The organism is Variovorax sp. SPNA7 (assembly GCF_033807855.1).
GTDB lineage: Bacteria > Pseudomonadota > Gammaproteobacteria > Burkholderiales > Burkholderiaceae_C > Variovorax > Variovorax beijingensis.
Map to the genome: position 1 here is coordinate 4,865,353 of NZ_CP138513.1, position 18,880 is coordinate 4,884,232.

Here is an 18,880-nt window from a genome sequence, read left to right on the forward strand (position 1 = left end):
AGGACGATTACAAGGCGCACATGGAATCGGCGATCGTCTATTCGCATATAAATCGTTGCCAAGTCGTAAATTATTTGCAAACAAAAAGAGTGATTTTAATCAACCGAGAAATTTGCAAACTCGAACTCACTACAAAAGACGTAATAGACGAGCTCCGACCATCCTTCTATGATATTGAATTCAACCAGGGAGAACTCATGTCCGCAGAGACAAACTCAGCAGCACGCGCTCAGCATTCGGAGCCGACCGTCACACTCTATGGCCGCGTTGCGGCAGGATGGCTTGGAAAAGTCAGCTTTCCAGATCCTTACGATCTTCATTTCTCCATAGTCATAGATGATGCGTACAGTGGCATCAAAGTAATTGACGGGCAACCATCAATGATGGAAGCAGGCTACCAAAATTTCTTTTTGATCAAGACAAATCGCTACGAGAATGCACTTCCTGCGGAGGTAAAGGTCCGCATTCCCTTGGAACCACCGTCGGGTATGTCACGGCAAGAGTTCGCTCGAAAAATAATTGATCGATCGCAAAAATTTTCAAGCTATGTCGCTCCTTACTCATTCCCAAAAAACGTAAGGGAATCCAAGATGCGCTCAGGCGAATACAATAGCAGTTCGTATGTCGCAGGGTTGCTCAGAAGTGTAATGGGATACGTGCCGCTCATTTCAACCCCAGGATACCAATCGCCAGGATGGGAAAACCCGCTACCCTGCATTACTTTAAGGGAGAAGCAATAAGGTGAAAATCAGCTGGCTTCTTCCTATAAACGTGCTGTTGTGGGGCGCATCGATCCCCGCAATGAATTACAGCGCAATGGCCTTAAGCGCACATCGGATCGCCAAAGTACCCGATGCCGCTCTGCCCATATTTATTCTGGTACTTTTACTTTGGGCCGGCTTCATTTATTGGCGCCTTGTTCCGGCGATGCAGAACCCATATCAAAGAATAATCGTTCTGGTACTCTTTGTCGGCACGATGTGTTTAGTCGGACTGGGAGCACTTTGGGTGGCTTTTGTGGTTGCAGTTGCGACCTTTGGTTTGTAATTCACCCGCACCGCGCGCCATCGGAGGCTGCCCGGGGCCGGAATCGAACCGGCCCACCCCGACGACGACTAGGTGACGCCGGCGACCGCCGAGCCGTCACTTCGCGGAAGACCAGAGAGGTCGCTTACGAGGGACCGGTTGAAGCCCTGCACTGAAAGACAGCCCGAGAGTTTTCTTTCCGCCCACTTGAATCTCGAATGGCGTCCCCGGCTTGCACGGTTAGTTATGACCGATATGTACTACCAAATGTGTACAACTTTGCCACACATCGCGCTCCAAGCCACCAATCACAGAGAGTGGGTTCTCCACCATTGCGGTGGATAAGACGGTGGACAAGCCTGTGCGCATCACCGGAAGAGCGTTGCCGCGCCTGCGTCGCGACACTGCGCCTGTAAAAGCGGCACCGCATCCCGGGGCGTTGCCGCGCAGATATTTTGCGCATGGATCATGGACCGGTGGCTGCGGTTGAGGCCTGCCTCAGCCGGCGGAGAGTGTGAGATTCGAACTCACGGACGCTTTCACGTCGGCAGTTTTCAAGACTGCTGGTTTAAACCACTCACCCAACTCTCCGGAACCGTCGATTTTATGCTGACGCTGGCCCGTCACTCCTCGGGCAGGAAGAGCGATTGCAGGTCGCTCAGAAAATCCAGCCCGCGCTCGGTGGGCCACACGCGATGCAGGTCGCGTGCGACGAGGCCCTTGCGCTCGGCTTCCTCCAGCCCTTTTTGAATGCTGGTCATGGCGAGCCCGGTGCGCTCGCTGAACTGGGGCAGCGTGAAGCCTTCCTTCAGGCGCAGCGCATTGAGCATGAACTCGAACGGCAGGTCGGCCAGCGCCACCTCGTCGCTCTGCGCCACGGCGGCACCGGCGCGGGCGTTGTTCATGTACAGGCGCGGTTCGCGAAAGCGCACCTGGCGCACGATGCGGTGCGCGAAGCTCAGCTTGCTGTGCGCCCCGGCGCCAATGCCCAGGTAGTCGCCGAATTGCCAATAGTTGAGGTTGTGCGCACAGGTGTGGCCGCTGCGCGCATAGGCCGACACCTCGTAGCGCGACATGCCGCTGGCGGCGGTTCGCTCGGTGATGCGGTCGAGCATGGCGTAGGCCAGGTCGTCTTCGGGCAGGGCCGGCGGAAACTTGGCGAACCAGGTGTTGGGCTCGATGGTGAGGTGGTACACCGAGATGTGCGGCGGCGCGAGCGCCAGCGCCTGGGTCAGGTCGGCGTCCAGCCCCTCGAGCGTCTGGCCCGGGAGCGCATACATCAGGTCCAGGTTGAAGGTGTCGAACGCGCTCGCGGCTTCTTCCATGGCGGCAATGGCCTGGGCGCGGTCGTGCACGCGGCCGAGCGCCTTCAGGTGCTCGTCGTTGAAGCTCTGCACGCCCACCGAAAGCCGCGTGACGCCTGCGGCGCGATAGGCGCGGAAGCGGTTGCGCTCGAAGGTGCCGGGATTGGCTTCGAGCGTGATCTCGCACTCGGGCGCCAGCTTGAGGCGGGCGCGCACGTCGCCGAGCAGGCGGTCGATGGCCTGCGGCGAAAAAAGGCTCGGCGTTCCGCCGCCGATGAAGATGGTGTGGACGGTACGGCCCCAGATGAGCGGCAGCGCGGCGTCCAGGTCGGCAATGAGCGCGTCGAGATATGCCGCCTCCGGAATGCCCTCGGCCTCTGCCTCGCTGGTGGCGCGCCACTCGTGCGAGTTGAAGTCGCAGTAAGGGCACTTGCGCAAGCACCAGGGCAGATGGATGTAGAGCGACAGCGGCGGCAGCGCCGCGAGCTGCAGCGGACCGGGCCGCATCCAGTGCAGCACGTCGTTGGCCTGCGGTGCGCCGGTGGGCTGCGCGGGCTGGATGGGAACGACAGAGGCCATCGCTCAGAACCAGCGTTCGCGCATCAGGGCCAGCATGGCCTTGGCCGCCTGGCCCCTGTGGCTGTTGGCGTTCTTCACCTCGGGCGGCAGTTGGGCAAAGGTCTTGCCGAAGTTGGGCAGGTACATGACGGGGTCGAAGCCGAAGCCGTTGTCGCCGATCGGCGCCTTCGTGATTTCACCGACCACGCGGCCGACTGCGATGAGCGGCTCGGGATCGTCGTGCCCGCGCAGCGCGACCAGCGTGCTGACGAGCGCGGCGCGCCGGTTGACCACGCCGTCGAGCTGCTCGAGCAGCGCCTTGACGTTGTTGGCATCGCCCTTGGCATAGCCGAACTGCGTGGCATAGAACGCGGTGTCCACGCCCGGCAGGCCGCCGAAGGCGTCGACGCAAAGCCCTGCGTCGTCGGCGATCGCCGGAAGGCCGGTCGCGGCGCTGGCATGGCGCGCCTTGGCCAGCGCGTTTTCGACGAAAGTGCGAAACGGCTCCTCGGCCTCGCCCACGCCCAAGGCCGACTGCGGCACGAGCGTCACAGCCAGCTCCGCAAACAATTGCTGGAGCTCGGCAAGCTTGCCGGCGTTGTTGGAGGCCAGGACCAGTTTCATCGCCATCGACCGATCACTTCGAAACGAGGGACTGCTGCTGCAGCACGATCAGTTCGCCAATGCCCTTTTCGGCCAGGCCGAGCAGGAGGTTCATCTCCTCGCGCGAGAAGGCCGCGCCTTCGGCGGTGCCCTGCACTTCGACGAAGTGGCCGGCGCCGGTCATCACGACGTTCATGTCGGTATCGCAGGCGGAGTCTTCGGTGTATTCGAGGTCGAGCAGCGGCGTGCCGGCGACGATGCCGACGGAAATGGCGGCCACGTGGCCCCTGATGGGCGACGCGGGGATCGTGCCGGCGGCCAGCAGCTTGTTGACGGCGTCCTGCGCGGCGACGAAGGCACCGGTGATGGCCGCGGTGCGGGTGCCGCCGTCGGCCTGCAGCACGTCGCAGTCCAGATGGATGGTGCGCTCGCCCAGCGCGGCCAGGTCGAACACGGCGCGCATCGAGCGGCCGATGAGGCGCTGGATTTCCTGCGTGCGCCCGCTCTGCTTGCCGCGGGCGGCTTCGCGGTCGCTGCGCGTGTGGGTGGCGCGCGGCAGCATGCCGTATTCGGCCGTGACCCAGCCTTCACCGCTGCCACGCTTGTGCGGCGGCACGCGCTCTTCGACCGAGGCGGTGCACAGCACGCGGGTCTGGCCGAATTCGATGAGCACCGAGCCCTCGGCGTGGATGGTGAAACCGCGGGTGATGCGCACCGGGCGCAGCTGGTCGGCGGCACGGCCGCCGCTTCGTGTGAAAGCAGTCATTTTTTTGTGAGAGGTATGTGGAACAAAAAGCGCAGACGGCCCGCAAGCCGGAGCAGCCGGGCGATCAGGTTTTCTTGGCTGCCGAGCGGCGAATGGCTTCGTTGATTTCGGCAATCGAGCGCTCGATGGCGTCTTCGTCGAGGTCGTCGAGGGCGTCGAGTTCGCCGTCCGCGGGCATGCCGGCCTGGATGGTGGAAGCAAAGACGCCGTCGTCGATGGTCTCGGTGGAAACGCCGCGGTCTTCGCCCGCCGCGTCGGGCATTTCCCATTCGAGGGCAATGAGCGTGACGTTGTCGCTGTGCGCGCCGCCCTTGCGCAGTGCCATTTCGGCCAGGTCGGGCGCGGCGTCGGACACCGGCTTGTCGGAGGACAGGGTGTGCACGATGACGGCGTCGTCGAGCACGCCCCAGACGCCATCGGAGCACAGCATGATGCGGTCGCCGCGCTGCAATTGCAGCGGGGCCGAAATATCGAACAGCGGCGTGGTCGGCGAGCCCAGGCAGGTGAGCAGCAGGTTGCGGTTGACCGGCATGTCCGCGCCATGCGGACGCGGGCGCTCGGCATGCGAATGGTCGCGCGTGCGGGTCAGCAGGCGGCCGTCGCGCACCACGTAGAGACGAGAGTCGCCGCAGTGCATCCAGGTGGCCGTGGTGCCCTGCAGCAGCGCCGCGACGACGGTGGTACGCGGCGTATCGAGCATGGCCTTGTGGCTTGCGTACCGCATGATCTGCTGGTGCGCCGCCATGGCGGATTCGGCCAGGAAGGCCTTGACATCCTTGACGGTGGGGCGCGCTTCCCGCTGGTAGAGGGCCGCAATGGTCTGCAGCGCCAGCTGGGCCGCAACCTCGCCCTCGGGGTGGCCGCCCATGCCGTCGGCCAGCACGAAAAGGCCCGACTCCCGCGTGTAGCAGTAGCCCATGCGGTCTTCGTTCTTGAGACGGCCGCCCTTGCGGCTGACCTGGAATACCGAGAATTTCATGCCGGGCGCGTGGTAGGTGCCGCCGCCCTGGGCAGGGCCTTCTTGTCGAAGGAGCGGATGTTGTCGAATGAAAGCCGCACCTTTTCGCCGACGGTGAGCTTGGTGTAGCGGCGCTCGCCTTCGCGGCTGAGTTCCTTTTGCAGCGCAAAGACCGACTGCGGGCGCGAGAGCGGATCGAGCGACATGCACCACTCGACCACCTCGATGAGGTTGTCGGAGTACACGCCGCGCAGGCGCGACAGCGACAGGCTGAGCCGGTCTTTCTCGATGCGGCGCGGCGCGTCGTTGGGCGGATAGCCCTGCATGCAGGCGTAGATGCAGGCGCCGATGGCGTAGATGTCGGTCCAGGGGCCCATCGACGAGTCGCGCCGGTACATCTCGGGCGCGGCAAAGCCGGGGGTGTACATGGGGCGGATGAAAATGCCCTCCTTGCTCAGCACCTCGCGCGCGGCGCCGAAGTCGATCAGCACCGCGCGGTCGTCGTCGGTGACGAAGATGTTGGCGGGCTTGATGTCCAGGTGCAGCATCTTGTACTGGTGCACGATGCGAAGGCCGCGCAGGATCTCGTCGAACAGCGACCGGATCGTCGATTCGCGGAAGACTTTCGGCCTTTTCAGGTCGCGCGCGGTCACCACGAAGTCCTGCAGGGTGGCGCCCTCCAGGTAGTTCATGACCATGTAGACGGTTTCGTTCTCGCGAAAGAAGTTGAGAACGCTGACCACCGAGGCATGCGAAATCTGCGCGAGCGAGCGTCCTTCCTCGAAAAAGCTCTTGAGGCCGAGCCGGTAGAGCGAGAGCTTTTCGGGCGCCACTTCGGGCGTCAGTTCACCCGGCCCGCGCGTTGCGAGCGAAGATGGCAGGTATTCCTTGATGGCAACCTGCTGTCCGCTGGGGTCTATGGCGAGGTAGACAACGCCAAAACCGCCTGCGGAAAGCCGGCGAACGATGCGGTAACCGCCAATGACCGTATCGGGCAGCAGGGGCGAAGGCTTGACCTTTGACATAATCCGGGAGTTTCGCCCGAAGGCGATGGTGCGGCAAGCGAACGCCATGCCGACGCCTCGGTGCTTGCAAGCAAAACCATAGTGAGGCGCAATGCCAGTTTACAGCATGACCGGCTATGCCAGTGGCCAGAACGGCCCCGCCGGCAGCCACTCCGAAGCCGAAGCACGGCCTGCCGCCGCGGGCCGTCTCGGGGTCGAAATCCGCTCGGTCAACAGCCGCTTCCTCGACCTCACCTTCAAGTTGCCGGAGGAACTGCGCCAGCATGAAACCGCGCTGCGCGAACTGCTCACGGGCAAGCTCAAGCGCGGCAAGGTGGAGGTGAGGGCCGCCGTCGAGAACACCGCCCAGGCGGGCGTCGTCGAGCCCTCCGTCAAGCTGCTGCAGCGGCTGAACGGCGTCCAGGACGGCATCAAGGCCTGGCTGCCCGGCGCCCGCGAACTGAGCGTGGCCGACGTGCTGCGCCTGGCCGGCGGCGACAGCGCCGCCCGCGGCGACTGGGGCAGCGACCTGCTCGAGGTGGCCGGCAAGGCGCTGGATGCGCTGATGTCGGCCCGCCAGCGCGAAGGCGCGCGGCTCGCCAAGATGCTGGAAGCCCACCTGGCCCAGCTGCGCGCCCTGGTCGAGCAGGCCGGCCCGCTGATTCCGCAGCTGGTCGAGCAGCAGCGCGCTCGTTTCCTGGAGCGCTGGCAGGAAGCCATGGGCCTGACCGGCGGCACCCTGCCCGAGGCCGCCCAGGACCGGGCGCTGACCGAGGCCACCGCCTTTGCCATCCGCATCGACGTGGCGGAAGAGCTCACGCGCCTGAATTCGCACCTCGACGAGATCGAGCGGCTGCTCAAGAAGGGCGGCGAAATCGGCAAGCGGCTGGACTTCCTGATCCAGGAGCTGCATCGCGAGGCCAATACACTGGGCTCCAAGTCGGCCGCGCTGGAGCTCACCCGCATCGGCGTGGACATGAAGGTGCTGATCGAGCAGATGCGCGAACAGGTACAGAACATCGAATGAGCGAGCGAATGGACTATCCAGGCAACATCTTTGTCGTGGCGGCACCCAGCGGTGCCGGCAAATCGAGCCTGGTCAAGGCGCTGATGGAGCTGGACACGGCCGTCCAGCCCTCGGTTTCCCACACCACCCGGCCACCGCGCGGGCAGGAAAAGCACGGCCGGGAGTACTTCTTCACCTCGCCCTCCGAATTCGACGCCATGATCGCGGCGGACGGCTTCGTGGAGTGGGCCCACGTGCACGGGCACCGGTACGGCACCTCCAAGAAAGCCATCGAGGAGCGCATCGCCCAGGGGGCCGACGTCATCCTGGAAATCGACTTCCAGGGCGCCATCCAGATCCGCAAGACCTTCGCCAACGCCGTGATGATCTTCATCCTGCCGCCCAGCTGGGAAGAGCTGCGCTCCCGGCTGGAGCGGCGCGGCGAAGACAGCGCGGCCGTCATCGAGCTGCGCCTCAAGAATGCCGCCGAAGAGATGGCCCGGGCAGGGGAATTCGACTTCGTTATAATTAACGAGTTATTTGAGCGCGCGCTTTTCGATCTCAAGGCGATCGTCCACGCTCAGCGGCTTCGGTATTCTGCACAGCGCCGCGCACGTGCCGACACATTCGCCGCCCTGAACATCCCCTGATTTCCTGCTCACTGACCGAAAGATTCCATCATGGCCCGCATCACCGTCGAAGATTGCCTGCTTCAGATCCCCAACCGCTTCCAGCTGGTTCTGGCCGCCACCTACCGTGCGCGCATGCTGAGCCAGGGCCACGCGCCCAAGATCGAAAGCAAGAACAAGCCTGCCGTCACGGCCCTGCGCGAAATCGCCGAAGGCAAGATCGGCCTTGAAATGCTCAAGAAGGTGCCGGGCTGATCTTTGTTTCTGACGCAGCCCTGCAACGAAAAGGCACCGCAAAGCGGTGCTTTTTTTACGTCTGGACGCGTCCATAGAGCGGTCACGCTAAAGTGGTAGCCATGAGCGCGGTTGCCAAACATCAGTCCCATGCCCCCACGGGGGGCACGCACAAGCCGAGTCCGGCGGCGCTGAATGCGGCTGCCGCGAGCTTTGCCGCGCTGACCGCCAGGCTCGACTACCTGAGCCCCGAAGACACCGAGCTGGTCCGCCGCGCCTACCGCTTCGCCGACGAAGCCCACCTGGGCCAACTGCGCAACAGCGGCGAGCCCTACATTACCCACCCCATTGCCGTGGCGGCGCAATGCGCCGAATGGAAGCTCGACGCACAGGCGCTGATGGCCGCCCTGCTGCACGATGCCATCGAAGACTGCGGGGTCACCAAGCCCGAACTGATCGAGCGCTTCGGCGCGCCGGTGGCCGAGCTGGTCGACGGGCTCACCAAGCTGGACAAGCTGCAGTTCAACACCCGCGAGGAAAACCAGGCCGAGTCGTTCCGCAAGATGCTGCTGGCCATGGCGCGCGACGTGCGCGTCATCCTGGTCAAGCTGGCCGACCGCACGCACAACATGCGCACGCTCGACGATGCGCCGCGCGAGAAATGGGCCCGGATCTCGCGCGAAACGCTCGAGATCTACGCGCCCATCGCGCACCGTCTGGGGCTGAACCAGACCTACCGCGAACTGCAGGAACTGTCGTTCCGGCATCTGAAACCGTGGCGCTACGCCACGCTGTCCAAGGCCGTGGCCAAGGCGCGCGGGCGTCGCCGCGACCTGATCCAGAAGGTGCAGCGCGAGGTCGAGACCGCCTTTGCCAACGCCAACATGACGCTGCGCATCGCGGGACGCGAGAAAACGCTCTACTCGATCTACCGCAAGATGGAAGAAAAGCACCTGAGCTTCGCCCAGGTGACCGACATCTACGGCTTTCGCCTGATCGTGCCGAACGTGATCGCCTGCTACACGGGCCTGGGCATCCTGCACCAGATGTACAAGCCGCTGCCGGGCAAGTTCAAGGACCACATCGCGATCGCCAAGCTCAACGGCTACCAGTCGCTGCACACCACGCTGGTGGGTCCGGCCGGCGTGAACGTGGAGTTCCAGCTGCGTACCGAGGCCATGCACGTGGTGGCCGAATCGGGCGTGGCGGCGCACTGGCTCTACAAGGCGGCCGAGCCGAACGCGGCCAGCAACGACCGGCTCGGCACCAAGTGGCTGCAGTCGCTGCTCGACATCCAGGACGAAACCCGCGACGCCGCCGAGTTCTGGGACCACGTCAAGGTCGACCTGTTTCCGGATGCGGTCTACGTCTTCACGCCGAAGAGCCAGATCCTGGCGCTGCCGCGCGGCGCCACGGTGGTCGACTTTGCCTACGCCATCCACAGCAACATCGGCGACCACACCTCCGCGGCACGCATCAACGGCGACCAGGTGCCGCTGCGCACGGAGCTCAAGAACGGGGACGTGGTCGAGGTCATCACCGCGCCCGTGTCCACGCCCAATCCCGCCTGGCTCGGCTTCGTGCGAACCGGCCGGGCGCGCTCCAAGATCCGCCACTACCTGAAGACCCTGGCCCATGCCGAATCCGAAGGCCTGGGCGAGAAACTGCTGGCCCAGGCACTGCGCGCCGAAGGCCTCAGCAAGCTGCCGGCCGAGGACGCCGAGCACCAGGCGCTGTGGGAAAAGCTGTTGCGCTTCACCGGTAACCGAACCCGCGCCGAGCTGCTGACCGACATCGGCCTGGGCAAGCGGATTGCCAGCATCGTGGCAAAGCGGCTGGTGGCCATGCTGTCCGAACTCGGCGAGCGGCCCGATGCGCTGCTGCTGAGCCGCGAGCGCTTCATCTCGCACGAGACCATTTCCCAGGGCGCCGTCACGCTGGATGGCAGCGAGAACTCGTCGGTGCGCTTTGCGCTGTGCTGCCGGCCGATTCCGGGCGACGAGATCGTCGGCTACCTCGGCCATGGCGAAGGGCTGGTCGTGCACACCGAATCCTGCGGCGTGGGCCAGCGCCTGCGCCACAAGGACAGCGAGCGCTTCTTCGCGGTCGAATGGGCGGACGAGCCGACCCGCACCTTCGAGACCGGCGTGGTCATCACGGTACGCAACGACAAGGGCGTGCTCGCGCGCGTGGCCGCGACGCTGGCCGACGCCGAAGCCGACATCACCCACGTCGAAATGGCCGACGAGACGCCGCAGGATTCGACCGACCTGCGCTTCGTGATTGCAGTGCGCGACCGCACCCACCTGGACAGCGTACTGCGCGCCGCGCGGCGCACGGCCTCGGTGCTGACCGCCGCAAGGACGGTTCCCGCGCCCTGACCGGCGGGCAGGAAAGCTAGCGCGCCGTGCCCGGCGCCGGATAGCTGACCGACAACAGCTCGACCTCATGGGCGCCGCCCGGCGTCACGAGCTTCACCACGTCGCCTTCGCGCGACTTGAGCAGCGCGCGGGCAATCGGGGAGATCCAGCTGACCTGCGACTGGGCGCTGTCCGCCTCGTCGATGCCCAGGATCGTCACGCTGCGCTCGTCGCCCGTTTCGTCCACATAGCGCACCGTTGCGCCAAAGAACACCTGGTCGCTGCCGTGATGCACCGAGGGATCGGTCACTTCGGCGATTTCGAGCCGTTTGGTGAGAAAGCGGATGCGCCGGTCGATTTCCCGCAGCCGCTTCTTGCCGTAGAGATAGTCGCCATTCTCGGAGCGGTCGCCGTTCTTGGCGGCCCAGTGCACCGCCTCGACGACCTTCGGCCGCTCTTCGTCCATCAGCTGAAGCAGTTCGTCGCGCAGCCGGGCATAGCCCGCCGGCGTCATGTAGTTCTTGCTGCCGCTCGGCAGTGCGGGGGCGGTGCTTTCGCCGCCGTCGTCGTCACCGTCGCTCTCGATTTCCTTGGTGAATGCTTTGCTCAACTTGGTAGAACCTCTGGTCTCAAGGAAGGGATGGCCTCTTCACCGTATTTTCAACATTCGCGACAGGGTGCGCAGCGGCGCCGTCACGCGCCACGAGTTTGAGGCCCGGATGGCAGCGCATTGCGCTTCCAGGTGCGAGGCGCGCAATCTTGCGCGCTCCAGGTCCTGCGCGAGAACGGCCTGGCTGCGCCGGGATTCGGCCAGTTCATGCTGGCGCGCATCGCGATCGGCGATCGCCTCGCTCAATTGATGCTGGCAGGCCGCGCGGCCGGCAATGGCTTCGTCCAGTTCGCGCTGCTGCTCGGCACGGCCAGCAGTCGCTTCGTCGAGTTTCCGCTGGAGAACGGCACGCTCGGACACGGCCTTGTCCAGTTCACGCTTGATCGCCACGCGGTCCAGGGTGGCCTGAGAAGGAAATTCGATGCCCGGCGTGCCCGCGGTGTGGTCAGCAAGCTCCCTGCCCACCCGGACCTTCGCCGGCACTGCCGTCTCCCGATGGGCCGACAGTGCGCGCTCCCTGTCGAGCTTCGCGCCGAGGACCGGATGCAGCTTGTCATAGAGGTACGCCGGGTCCTCCACGAGACGCGGAAAGTCGAGCATCACCAGCGGCACGTCGTGCTTGACCAGCGTGTGCATCAATTCATGAAAGCCCAGCGCAAGAAGGCGCGCTTCGTCGATCGGATTGAGCGAATAGACAATACCGCCCGGCGTGGTTCCCCACGACTCCCAAAGCCGGCAATCGTCCGGCAGCCCTTCCATGGCATACCGCGCGCGCAACTCGTTGACCACGCGGCTGGTAGAGGCTTCCACGATGCTGCGCATGGGGAAGATCACCGCATCGAGCGCGATGGACGGGTCCGCGAGCAGGCGCGTGGCATAGGCATGCAGCCAGGGCGACTTGATGACGTAGGGCAGGTCGGGGTTGTCGAACGGCAGGTCCTCGAGGCCCGCGTTGGCATCCTCGTTATAGGTGCTCGCTGCCGGATGCCTTGCAAGATGCGTATCCAGCCCGCAAGCCGCCAGGTACTGAACGAGGAATGTCGTGCCGGCGCGCCCCGTTCCGGCAATCATCAGGTGGTTTTTTCTTGCGGGCGTCATTGATGCAGCGTCCAGGTTGGCGCCGAACCTTCCAGCGAAGCCATGATCTGCTCCACCGCGGCCGCGACATCGCAGCTGGAAGTGTCGACTGTGAGAGCGGGGTTTGCCGGTGCTTCGAAGATGTCGGACACGCCGGTAAAGCGCGCAATCTCGCCCTGCCGCGCTCGCACGTACATCCCCTTGGGATCGCGCCGCTCGCAGACGGCCAAGGGCGCATGCACGAAGACCTCGTGGTACGAAGGGCCGACGATCGAGCGCGCGAGATCCCTGAGCGCCTGCAGCGGTGAAACGACGGCAACGATTGCCACGATGCCCTGCTCGTTCAACAGCCGCGCGATGTGGGCAATGCGGCGGATGTTCTCGTGGCGGTCTTCCGCGCTGAAGCCGAGCCCGCGGTTCAGCCCCTTGCGGACCTCGTCTCCATCCAGCCTCACGGCACCCACGCCCTGGGCCCGCAGCAAGGGCTGCAAGGCGGCGGCGATGGTGGACTTTCCCGCGCCGGACAGCCCCGTGAGCCATATGACGGGCGGCGGCCGCGGCGTTGTCGAAGCAGGACGATCGTCTGGATTCTGCAACTGTTCTGGCATCGAAAAACAGATCTGCCCGGGTGTGGCGATCCAAGAGAGATGGCTCACCCGGCGTGAAGGAAGACGAAGGTTCTCAAGCGGCCCGTTTTCTTCCGGCTCCTCCGATGAACATCAAGAATGCCTCAACAACACCCGAAGGTCGAGAGCGTCTGGCGCAGGACCGATCGCATCGCACGGAGCCCCGGAACGGGGACATTGCCCGTGATCTCGTTGAACGGAAAAAGATTCCGCAGAGCGCCGCGCAAAAAGAAAAAGGGTTAGGACACGTAATGTCCTAACCCTTCAAAGAGTGGTGCGGCTGGCAGGAATTGAACCCACGACCCCTTGGTTCGTAGCCAAGTACTCTATCCAACTGAGCTACAGCCGCACAGCTATCGATTATAGCATCCATTTTTGGGCCTTGGCGGACCAAGCTCAGAAATGAATGCAAGTGGTAGGCCGTGATGGGCTTGAACCATCGACCAACGGATTATGAGTCCGCTGCTCTAACCAACTGAGCTAACGGCCCACGAGAGGCCACGATTCTATTCGCGGCGTCGCTTACTTGCGGTGGCTCAGCGCATTGCTGACCAGCCGCGAGGTGATGTCGACGATCTGGATCATGCGCTCGTAGGGCATGCGGGTCGGGCCGATCACGCCCAGCGTGCCCACCACCTGTCCGTCGACTTCGTAGTTGGCGCTGACGATGGAAAGCTCCTCGAACGGCACCACCTGGCTCTCGCCGCCGATGAAGATGCGCACGCCCTCGGCCTTGCTCGACACGTCGAGCAGCCGCATCAGCTGCGCCTTCTGCTCGAACAGCTCGAAGGCACGGCGCAGCTGCCCCATGTCGCTCGAAAAATCGGTGACGGAAAGCAGGTTGCGCTCGCCGGAAATCACGACGTCGTCTTCCTGTGCCTCGGTGAGCACCTCGGAACTGACCTTGACCGCCGCCTGCATCAGCGCGGCAATCTCGCCGCGCAGTTTTTCGACTTCGGACTGCAGGCGGTCGCGCACCTGCTCGATGGTCAGGCCCGCGTAGTGGGCATTGATGTAGTTCGATGCTTCCACCAGTTGCGACTGCGTGTAATCGGCTTCCGGAAAGATCACGCGGTTCTGCACGTCGCCGTCGGGCGAGACGATGATCACCAGCAGCCGCCGGTCCGAAAGCCGCAGGAACTCGATCTGCTTGAAGACCGAGGCGCGCCGCGGCGCCATGACCACGCCGACGAACTGCGACAGGTTGGACAGCAGGTTGGCCGCGTTGGCAATCACCTTCTGCGGCTGGTCAGGGGGCAGGTGGCTCGGCGCGTTCATGTGCTCGCGCTGGGCGGTGAGCATGGTGTCGACGAACAGCCGGTAGCCGCGCGCGGTGGGAATGCGTCCGGCCGAGGTGTGCGGGCTGGTGATCAGCCCCAATCCCTCGAGGTCGGACATGACGTTGCGGATGGTCGCGGGAGACAGGTCAAGACCCGGGGCGCGCGACAAAGTCCGCGACCCGACCGGCTGGCCTTCGGCGATATAACGCTCGACCAGCGTCTTGAGGAGCAACTTGGCACGGTCGTCCAGCATTGCAAGATTTTAGTGTTGTAATTTGTAGATGACTTCCCGCTTTCGTCACGTCGCGCTGATCGGCAAATACCAGGCTTCAGGCGCCCGGGCGCAGGCCGATGCCCGCGACGGCGTGATGGAAGATATCGGCGCCTTCCTGGAATCGCAAGGGTGCGAGGTGTTCGTCGAAAGATCGGCGGCCGAGGAAGCCGATACGGACGCGAGCGTCGGCGGCCGCTACCAGCCGCTGAGCGTCGAGGAAATCGGCCAGCGCTGCGATCTGGGCCTGGTGGTGGGAGGCGACGGAACCATGCTGGGCATCGGCCGGCAACTCGCCTGCTACGGGATTCCGCTGATCGGCATCAACCGCGGCCGGCTCGGATTCATCACCGACATTCCGCTGGACAACTACCAGGCCACGCTGATTCCCATGCTGGCCGGCGAATACGAGGAAGACCACCGCAGCCTCATGCATGCGCAGGTCATGCGCGACGGCGCCTCGGTCTTCGATGCGCTGGCGATGAACGACGTGGTGGTCAACCGCGGCGCCACCTCGGGCATGGTCGAGCTGCGCGTTTCGGTCGGCCGGCATTTCGTGGCCAACCAGCGCGCCGACGGCCTGATCATCGCGTCGCCCACGGGTTCGACGGCCTATGCGCTCTCGGCCGGCGGGCCGCTGCTGCATCCGGCGGTGCCGGGCTGGGTGCTGGTGCCCATTGCACCGCACACGCTGTCGAACCGCCCCGTGCTGCTGCCCGATGCCGACGAAATCGTGATCGAACTGGTGGCGGGGCGCGACGCCAGCGCCAATTTCGACATGCAGTCGCTGGCATCGCTCGCGATCGGCGATCGCGTGGTGGTGCGCCGCTCCGACTTCCGCGTGCGCTTCCTGCACCCGCGCGGCTGGAGCTATTTCGACACGCTGCGCAAGAAACTTCACTGGAACGAAGGGGGCTCCTGAAATGGCGCTGCGACGCATCGCATTGCGCGACTTCGTGATCGTGCGATCACTCGAACTCGACCTGTCGGCAGGCTTCACTGTATTGACCGGCGAGACCGGCGCGGGCAAGTCGATACTGATCGATGCGCTCCAGCTGGCGCTCGGCAACCGGGCCGACGCGGGCGCGGTGCGCGAAGGCGCCGAACGGCTCGACGTCAGCGCCGAATTCGACGCCGACCCGGCACTCGCGGCCTGGCTCGACGAGGGCGGCTTCGAAAACGGCGACGCCCTGCTGCTGCGCCGCACCGTCGACCTGCAGGGCCGCAGCCGCGGCTGGATCAACGGCAGCCCGGCCACCGCCACCCAGTTGCGCGAGCTCGGCGACCGCCTGCTCGACATCCACGGCCAGCATGCATGGCAGAGCCTGACGCGGCCCGAGGCCGTGCGCGGCCTGCTCGACGCCTATGCCGGCGTGCGCACCGATGCGCTGGACGCAGCCTGGCAGAGCTGGCGCCAGGCGCTTTCCGCGCTCGACCATGCGCGCTCGGCACAAGATTCGCTGCTGCGCGAACGCGAGCGGCTGCAATGGCAGATCGCCGAAGTCATGAAGCTGGCGCCGGCCGAAGGCGAGTGGGAAGAGCTTTCGACCCAGCACGCGCGCGTCTCCAATGCGCAGGCGCTGATCGACGCGGCGCAGGGCGCGAGCCAGGCGCTCGAGGACGACGACAGCGGCGCGCTCGCCGCCCTGTCGCGCGCCGTCACCCTGCTGCAGAACTGCGAGCACATCGAGCCCGAATTCCGGGCCCTCGGCGAAGTGCTGGCCTCCAGCGTCGCCCAGGCTTCCGATGCCGCCCACACGCTGCACAGCTACCTGCGCGACGCCGAGGCCGATCCGCAGCGGCTGGCCGAACTCGACGAGCGCATGGGGCTGTGGATGTCGCTCGCGCGCCGCTACAAGCGCACGCCGGACGATCTGCCGGCGCTCCTGGCCGGCTGGCAGGCCGAGCTGCAGGCGCTCGACGCACAGAGCGATCTCGCAGGCCTGGAGCGCGCCGAACAAGGTGCGCAGCAGGCCTACCTGAAGGAAGCCAGGGCGCTCGCCAAGGCGCGCAAGCTGGCCGCCCCGCGCCTGGCCGAGGCGGTCACGCAGGCGATGCAGGGGCTTGGCATGCAGGGCGGGCGCTTCGAGGTCGAGCTGCTGCCGCTGGCGCAGCCGGGCCGCGCGGGTCTCGAAGACGTGGCCTTTCTCGTGAGCGGCCATCCCGGAAGCACGCCGCGCCCCATCGGCAAGGTGGCTTCGGGCGGCGAGCTCTCGCGCATCGCACTGGCCATTGCGGTCACCACCAGCCAGCTCGGCGCCGCGCAGACGCTGATCTTCGACGAGGTCGACGCCGGCGTCGGCGGGGCCGTTGCCGAGACCGTGGGCCGGCTCATGAAGCAGCTCGGGCGCGATCGCCAGGTGCTGGCGGTCACCCATCTGCCGCAGGTCGCCGCCTGCGCCGACCACCACCTGGTGGTGGCCAAGCGCCAGACGACGGCAGCCGGCCAGGACGGCCCGCGCACCGAAAGCGGCGTCTCGCGGCTCGACGACGACACCCGCGCCCGCGAAATCGCCCGCATGCTCGGCGGCGAGAAGCTTTCGCAGACCTCGCTGGCGCATGCCCGCGAAATGCTGGGCCACAAGACTTCGGCGGCGCTGTGATGGAACTCGACCTGGTGCTCATCACCGGCATGTCGGGCTCGGGCAAGTCGGTGGCGCTGCATGCGCTGGAAGACGCCGGCTACTACTGCGTCGACAACCTGCCGCCCGAGCTGCTGACCGCCTTCATCGCGCTGCAGCACGAGCAGCAGGCCACGCGCGTGGCCATTGCCATGGACGTGCGCAGCGGCGTGTCGCTGCCGATCGTTCCGCAGCAGCTCGAGGCCTTGCGGCAGGACGGCGTTTCGCTGCGCTCGCTTTTCCTCGATGCGACCACCGACGCACTGCTGCGGCGCTATTCGGAAACCCGCCGGCGCCATCCGCTGTCGCGCCAGGAGGGCCGCAACGACGTGCCCGAGCAGGAGCGCGTGCTGGTGCAGGCCATCGAACTCGAGCGCGAACTGCTGGCCGACCTGCGCGACGGCGCCGACGTGATCGACACCAGCCTCATCCGGCCGGCCCAGCTGCAGAGCTACATCAAGGCGCTGATCTCGGCGCCGCAGAGCAGTGCATTGACGCTGGTGTTCGAATCCTTCGCCTTCAAGCGCGGCGTGCCGCTGGACGCCGACTACGTGTTCGACGTGCGCATGCTGCCCAATCCGCACTACGTGCCCGCGCTGCGGCCGCTCACCGGTCGCGATGCGCCGGTGGTCGAATGGCTGCGCGAGCACGACGACGTCGCGCGCATGTACGACGACATCGAGCAGTTCCTCTCGCGCTGGCTCGATGCGCTGGCGCGGGACCATCGCAGCTACGTGACCGTGGCCATCGGCTGCACCGGCGGCCAGCATCGCTCGGTGTTCCTGGTCGAGCAGCTCGCACGCGCGTTCGGAACCCGCTGGGTCGCCCTCAAGCGGCACCGCGAACTCGACGCGGCCTGAGTTCGCGTCCGCCGGCTAGTCCGCGCTGCTGCTCTCGAGCAGCTTGCGCATCGGTGCCGGCAGCCCCAGCCGACCCCACTCCTGCGCATCCACCCAGCGCGCGGCATCGCCCTGTGGCTGGCTGCCCTGCAGCAGCACCGGATGAAGGTGCAGGTCCTTGTGGGTCAGCACATGCACGAAGGGCGGCAGGTCCTGTGCGCCGGCCAGCGCCGCCGGCGGCAGCGCGGCCAGCAGCTCTTCGCGGCTCTCGAACACGGGCGGGCAGTAGAGCCCGGCCCAGATGCCCTTGGCCGGCCGCTTCTCGAGCCAGACGCGGCCTTGTGCATCGCGCGCGAGCAGCGCCCAGAGCGACTGGGCGCTGCGCTTGAGCTTGCGCGTCTTGACCGGGTAGCGCTCCGGCTGGCCTTCGCGCAGCCCCACGCATGTCTTGTTCAGCGGACAGATCATGCAGCTCGGCTTGCGCGGCAGGCAGACCGTGGCGCCCAGGTCCATCACGCCTTGCGTATAGCTCGCGATGACTTCCTTCTGCTCGGCCGGCGGCAGCAGCTGCGTGGCCCGGTCCCACAGCGCGCGCTCCTGTGCCGACGAGGACATGTCGCCGCCAAAGCCGAGCACGCGCGTCAGCACGCGCTTGACATTGCCGTCGAGAATCGCGACCCGCTCGCCGAAGCAGAAGGCCGCGATCGCCGCGGAGGTCGAGCGGCCGATGCCGGGCAGGGTCTCGAGCTCGGCGGCCGTGCGCGGAAACTCGCCGCCGAAGCGCGCCACCACCTCCTGCGCGCAGCGGTGCATGTTGCGGGCGCGGCTGTAGTAGCCCAGGCCGCTCCAGAGCCCGAAGACCTCGTCCTCGGTGCCGTCGGCCAGCGCCCGCACGGTCGGAAAGCGTTCGAGAAAGCGCGCGAAGTACCCGAGCACGGTCGAGACCTGGGTCTGCTGGAGCATGACCTCCGACAGCCACACGCGGTACGGATCCCGCGTGTTCTGCCACGGCAGCGCGCTGCGCCCGTGGCTGCGCTGCCAGGCCACGACGCGCTCGGCAAAATCGGCCGGCGCCTGCGGCTGCACGGCCGCAGCCGGCACCGGACGA

Annotated in this window: 19 protein-coding genes and 3 tRNA genes; 9 read left to right on the forward strand and 13 right to left on the reverse strand. The window is 65.6% G+C overall.

Annotated features, from left to right (window positions below):
• Positions 1 to 20 precede the first annotated feature (20 nt).
• Together RZE77_RS22760 and RZE77_RS22765 are read left to right on the forward strand one after the other, a co-directional pair.
• Positions 21 to 740 (forward strand): hypothetical protein, encoded by a 720-nt coding sequence (locus RZE77_RS22760; RefSeq protein WP_319439389.1) that lies wholly within the window; start codon positions 21 to 23, stop codon positions 738 to 740.
• 1 nt (position 741) lies between these two features.
• Positions 742 to 1,047 (forward strand): hypothetical protein, encoded by a 306-nt coding sequence (locus tag RZE77_RS22765; protein ID WP_319439390.1) that lies wholly within the window; start codon positions 742 to 744, stop codon positions 1,045 to 1,047.
• Positions 1,048 to 1,532: 485 nt separating this feature from the next.
• On the opposite strand, the gene RZE77_RS22770 is transcribed toward RZE77_RS22765, so the two are convergent.
• The 6 genes from RZE77_RS22770 to RZE77_RS22795 form a co-directional block, all read right to left on the reverse strand.
• Positions 1,533 to 1,617: transfer RNA gene (locus RZE77_RS22770), tRNA-Ser, on the reverse strand.
• 32 nt (positions 1,618 to 1,649) lie between these two features.
• Entirely contained in the window at positions 1,650 to 2,909 is a 1,260-nt protein-coding gene (gene hemW, locus RZE77_RS22775; protein ID WP_319439391.1) for a radical SAM family heme chaperone HemW, read from the reverse strand.
• A gap of 3 nt (positions 2,910 to 2,912) precedes the next feature.
• Positions 2,913 to 3,512 carry a non-canonical purine NTP pyrophosphatase gene (locus RZE77_RS22780; RefSeq protein ID WP_319442401.1) on the reverse strand — a complete coding sequence of 200 codons (600 nt, stop codon included), beginning with the start codon at positions 3,510 to 3,512 and terminating at the stop codon, positions 2,913 to 2,915.
• A gap of 13 nt (positions 3,513 to 3,525) precedes the next feature.
• Positions 3,526 to 4,257: a ribonuclease PH gene (gene rph, locus RZE77_RS22785; protein ID WP_015867095.1), complete on the reverse strand. Its 732-nt coding sequence runs from the start codon at positions 4,255 to 4,257 to the stop codon at positions 3,526 to 3,528.
• 64 nt (positions 4,258 to 4,321) lie between these two features.
• Entirely contained in the window at positions 4,322 to 5,236 is a 915-nt protein-coding gene (locus tag RZE77_RS22790) for a PP2C family protein-serine/threonine phosphatase (protein WP_027730612.1), read from the reverse strand.
• Positions 5,233 to 6,240, reverse strand: coding sequence for a serine/threonine protein kinase (locus RZE77_RS22795; protein WP_015867097.1), 1,008 nt, complete (start codon positions 6,238 to 6,240; stop codon positions 5,233 to 5,235). The genes RZE77_RS22790 and RZE77_RS22795 overlap by 4 nt, the downstream gene beginning before the upstream one ends.
• Positions 6,241 to 6,331: 91 nt before the next feature.
• Here RZE77_RS22795 and RZE77_RS22800 point away from each other — a divergent pair, with 91 nt between their 5' ends.
• The 4 genes from RZE77_RS22800 (at position 6,332) to RZE77_RS22815 (ending at position 10,469) form a co-directional block, all read left to right on the forward strand.
• Positions 6,332 to 7,246, forward strand: coding sequence for a YicC/YloC family endoribonuclease (locus RZE77_RS22800; protein ID WP_319439392.1), 915 nt, complete (start codon positions 6,332 to 6,334; stop codon positions 7,244 to 7,246).
• 8 nt (positions 7,247 to 7,254) lie between these two features.
• A complete protein-coding gene (gene gmk, locus RZE77_RS22805; RefSeq protein ID WP_015867099.1) occupies positions 7,255 to 7,875 on the forward strand; it encodes a guanylate kinase in 621 nt (206 codons plus the stop codon).
• A 30-nt stretch (positions 7,876 to 7,905) separates the two neighbouring features.
• The gene (rpoZ, locus tag RZE77_RS22810) at positions 7,906 to 8,109 is read left to right on the forward strand and encodes a DNA-directed RNA polymerase subunit omega (protein ID WP_015867100.1); all 204 of its coding nucleotides are present in this window, start codon (positions 7,906 to 7,908) and stop codon (positions 8,107 to 8,109) included.
• Between the two features lie 101 nt (positions 8,110 to 8,210).
• Positions 8,211 to 10,469 (forward strand): RelA/SpoT family protein, encoded by a 2,259-nt coding sequence (locus RZE77_RS22815; protein ID WP_125966383.1) that lies wholly within the window; start codon positions 8,211 to 8,213, stop codon positions 10,467 to 10,469.
• A gap of 16 nt (positions 10,470 to 10,485) precedes the next feature.
• On the opposite strand, the gene greB is transcribed toward RZE77_RS22815, so the two are convergent.
• From greB to hrcA, 6 genes are all read right to left on the reverse strand, one after another.
• Positions 10,486 to 11,058, reverse strand: coding sequence for a transcription elongation factor GreB (gene greB / locus RZE77_RS22820; protein WP_319439393.1), 573 nt, complete (start codon positions 11,056 to 11,058; stop codon positions 10,486 to 10,488).
• Positions 11,059 to 11,097: 39 nt separating this feature from the next.
• Positions 11,098 to 12,156: a hypothetical protein gene (locus RZE77_RS22825; protein ID WP_319439394.1), complete on the reverse strand. Its 1,059-nt coding sequence runs from the start codon at positions 12,154 to 12,156 to the stop codon at positions 11,098 to 11,100.
• Complete coding sequence (cysC, locus tag RZE77_RS22830; protein WP_319439395.1) at positions 12,153 to 12,791, reverse strand: adenylyl-sulfate kinase; 639 nt, start codon at positions 12,789 to 12,791, stop codon at positions 12,153 to 12,155. The genes RZE77_RS22825 and cysC overlap by 4 nt, the downstream gene beginning before the upstream one ends.
• Positions 12,792 to 13,033: 242 nt before the next feature.
• Positions 13,034 to 13,110, reverse strand: a tRNA-Arg gene (locus tag RZE77_RS22835).
• A 64-nt stretch (positions 13,111 to 13,174) separates the two neighbouring features.
• A tRNA-Ile gene (locus RZE77_RS22840) sits at positions 13,175 to 13,251 on the reverse strand.
• Positions 13,252 to 13,283: 32 nt separating this feature from the next.
• The gene (hrcA, locus tag RZE77_RS22845; protein ID WP_319439396.1) at positions 13,284 to 14,294 is read right to left on the reverse strand and encodes a heat-inducible transcriptional repressor HrcA; all 1,011 of its coding nucleotides are present in this window, start codon (positions 14,292 to 14,294) and stop codon (positions 13,284 to 13,286) included.
• Between the two features lie 28 nt (positions 14,295 to 14,322).
• Here hrcA and RZE77_RS22850 point away from each other — a divergent pair, with 28 nt between their 5' ends.
• From RZE77_RS22850 to rapZ, 3 genes are read left to right on the forward strand one after another with little or no spacing between them, the layout of a single operon-like run.
• The gene (locus tag RZE77_RS22850) at positions 14,323 to 15,234 is read left to right on the forward strand and encodes an NAD kinase (RefSeq protein WP_124960094.1); all 912 of its coding nucleotides are present in this window, start codon (positions 14,323 to 14,325) and stop codon (positions 15,232 to 15,234) included.
• A gap of 1 nt (position 15,235) precedes the next feature.
• Positions 15,236 to 16,915: a DNA repair protein RecN gene (gene recN / locus RZE77_RS22855; protein WP_319439397.1), complete on the forward strand. Its 1,680-nt coding sequence runs from the start codon at positions 15,236 to 15,238 to the stop codon at positions 16,913 to 16,915.
• Positions 16,915 to 17,793 (forward strand): RNase adapter RapZ, encoded by an 879-nt coding sequence (rapZ, locus tag RZE77_RS22860; protein WP_319439398.1) that lies wholly within the window; start codon positions 16,915 to 16,917, stop codon positions 17,791 to 17,793. Before recN ends, rapZ begins: the two co-directional genes overlap by 1 nt.
• Positions 17,794 to 17,808: 15 nt before the next feature.
• Here rapZ and mutY read toward each other — a convergent pair whose 3' ends face one another.
• Positions 17,809 to 18,873: an A/G-specific adenine glycosylase gene (mutY, locus tag RZE77_RS22865; protein WP_319442402.1), complete on the reverse strand. Its 1,065-nt coding sequence runs from the start codon at positions 18,871 to 18,873 to the stop codon at positions 17,809 to 17,811.
• Between the last annotated feature and the right edge of the window lie 7 nt (positions 18,874 to 18,880).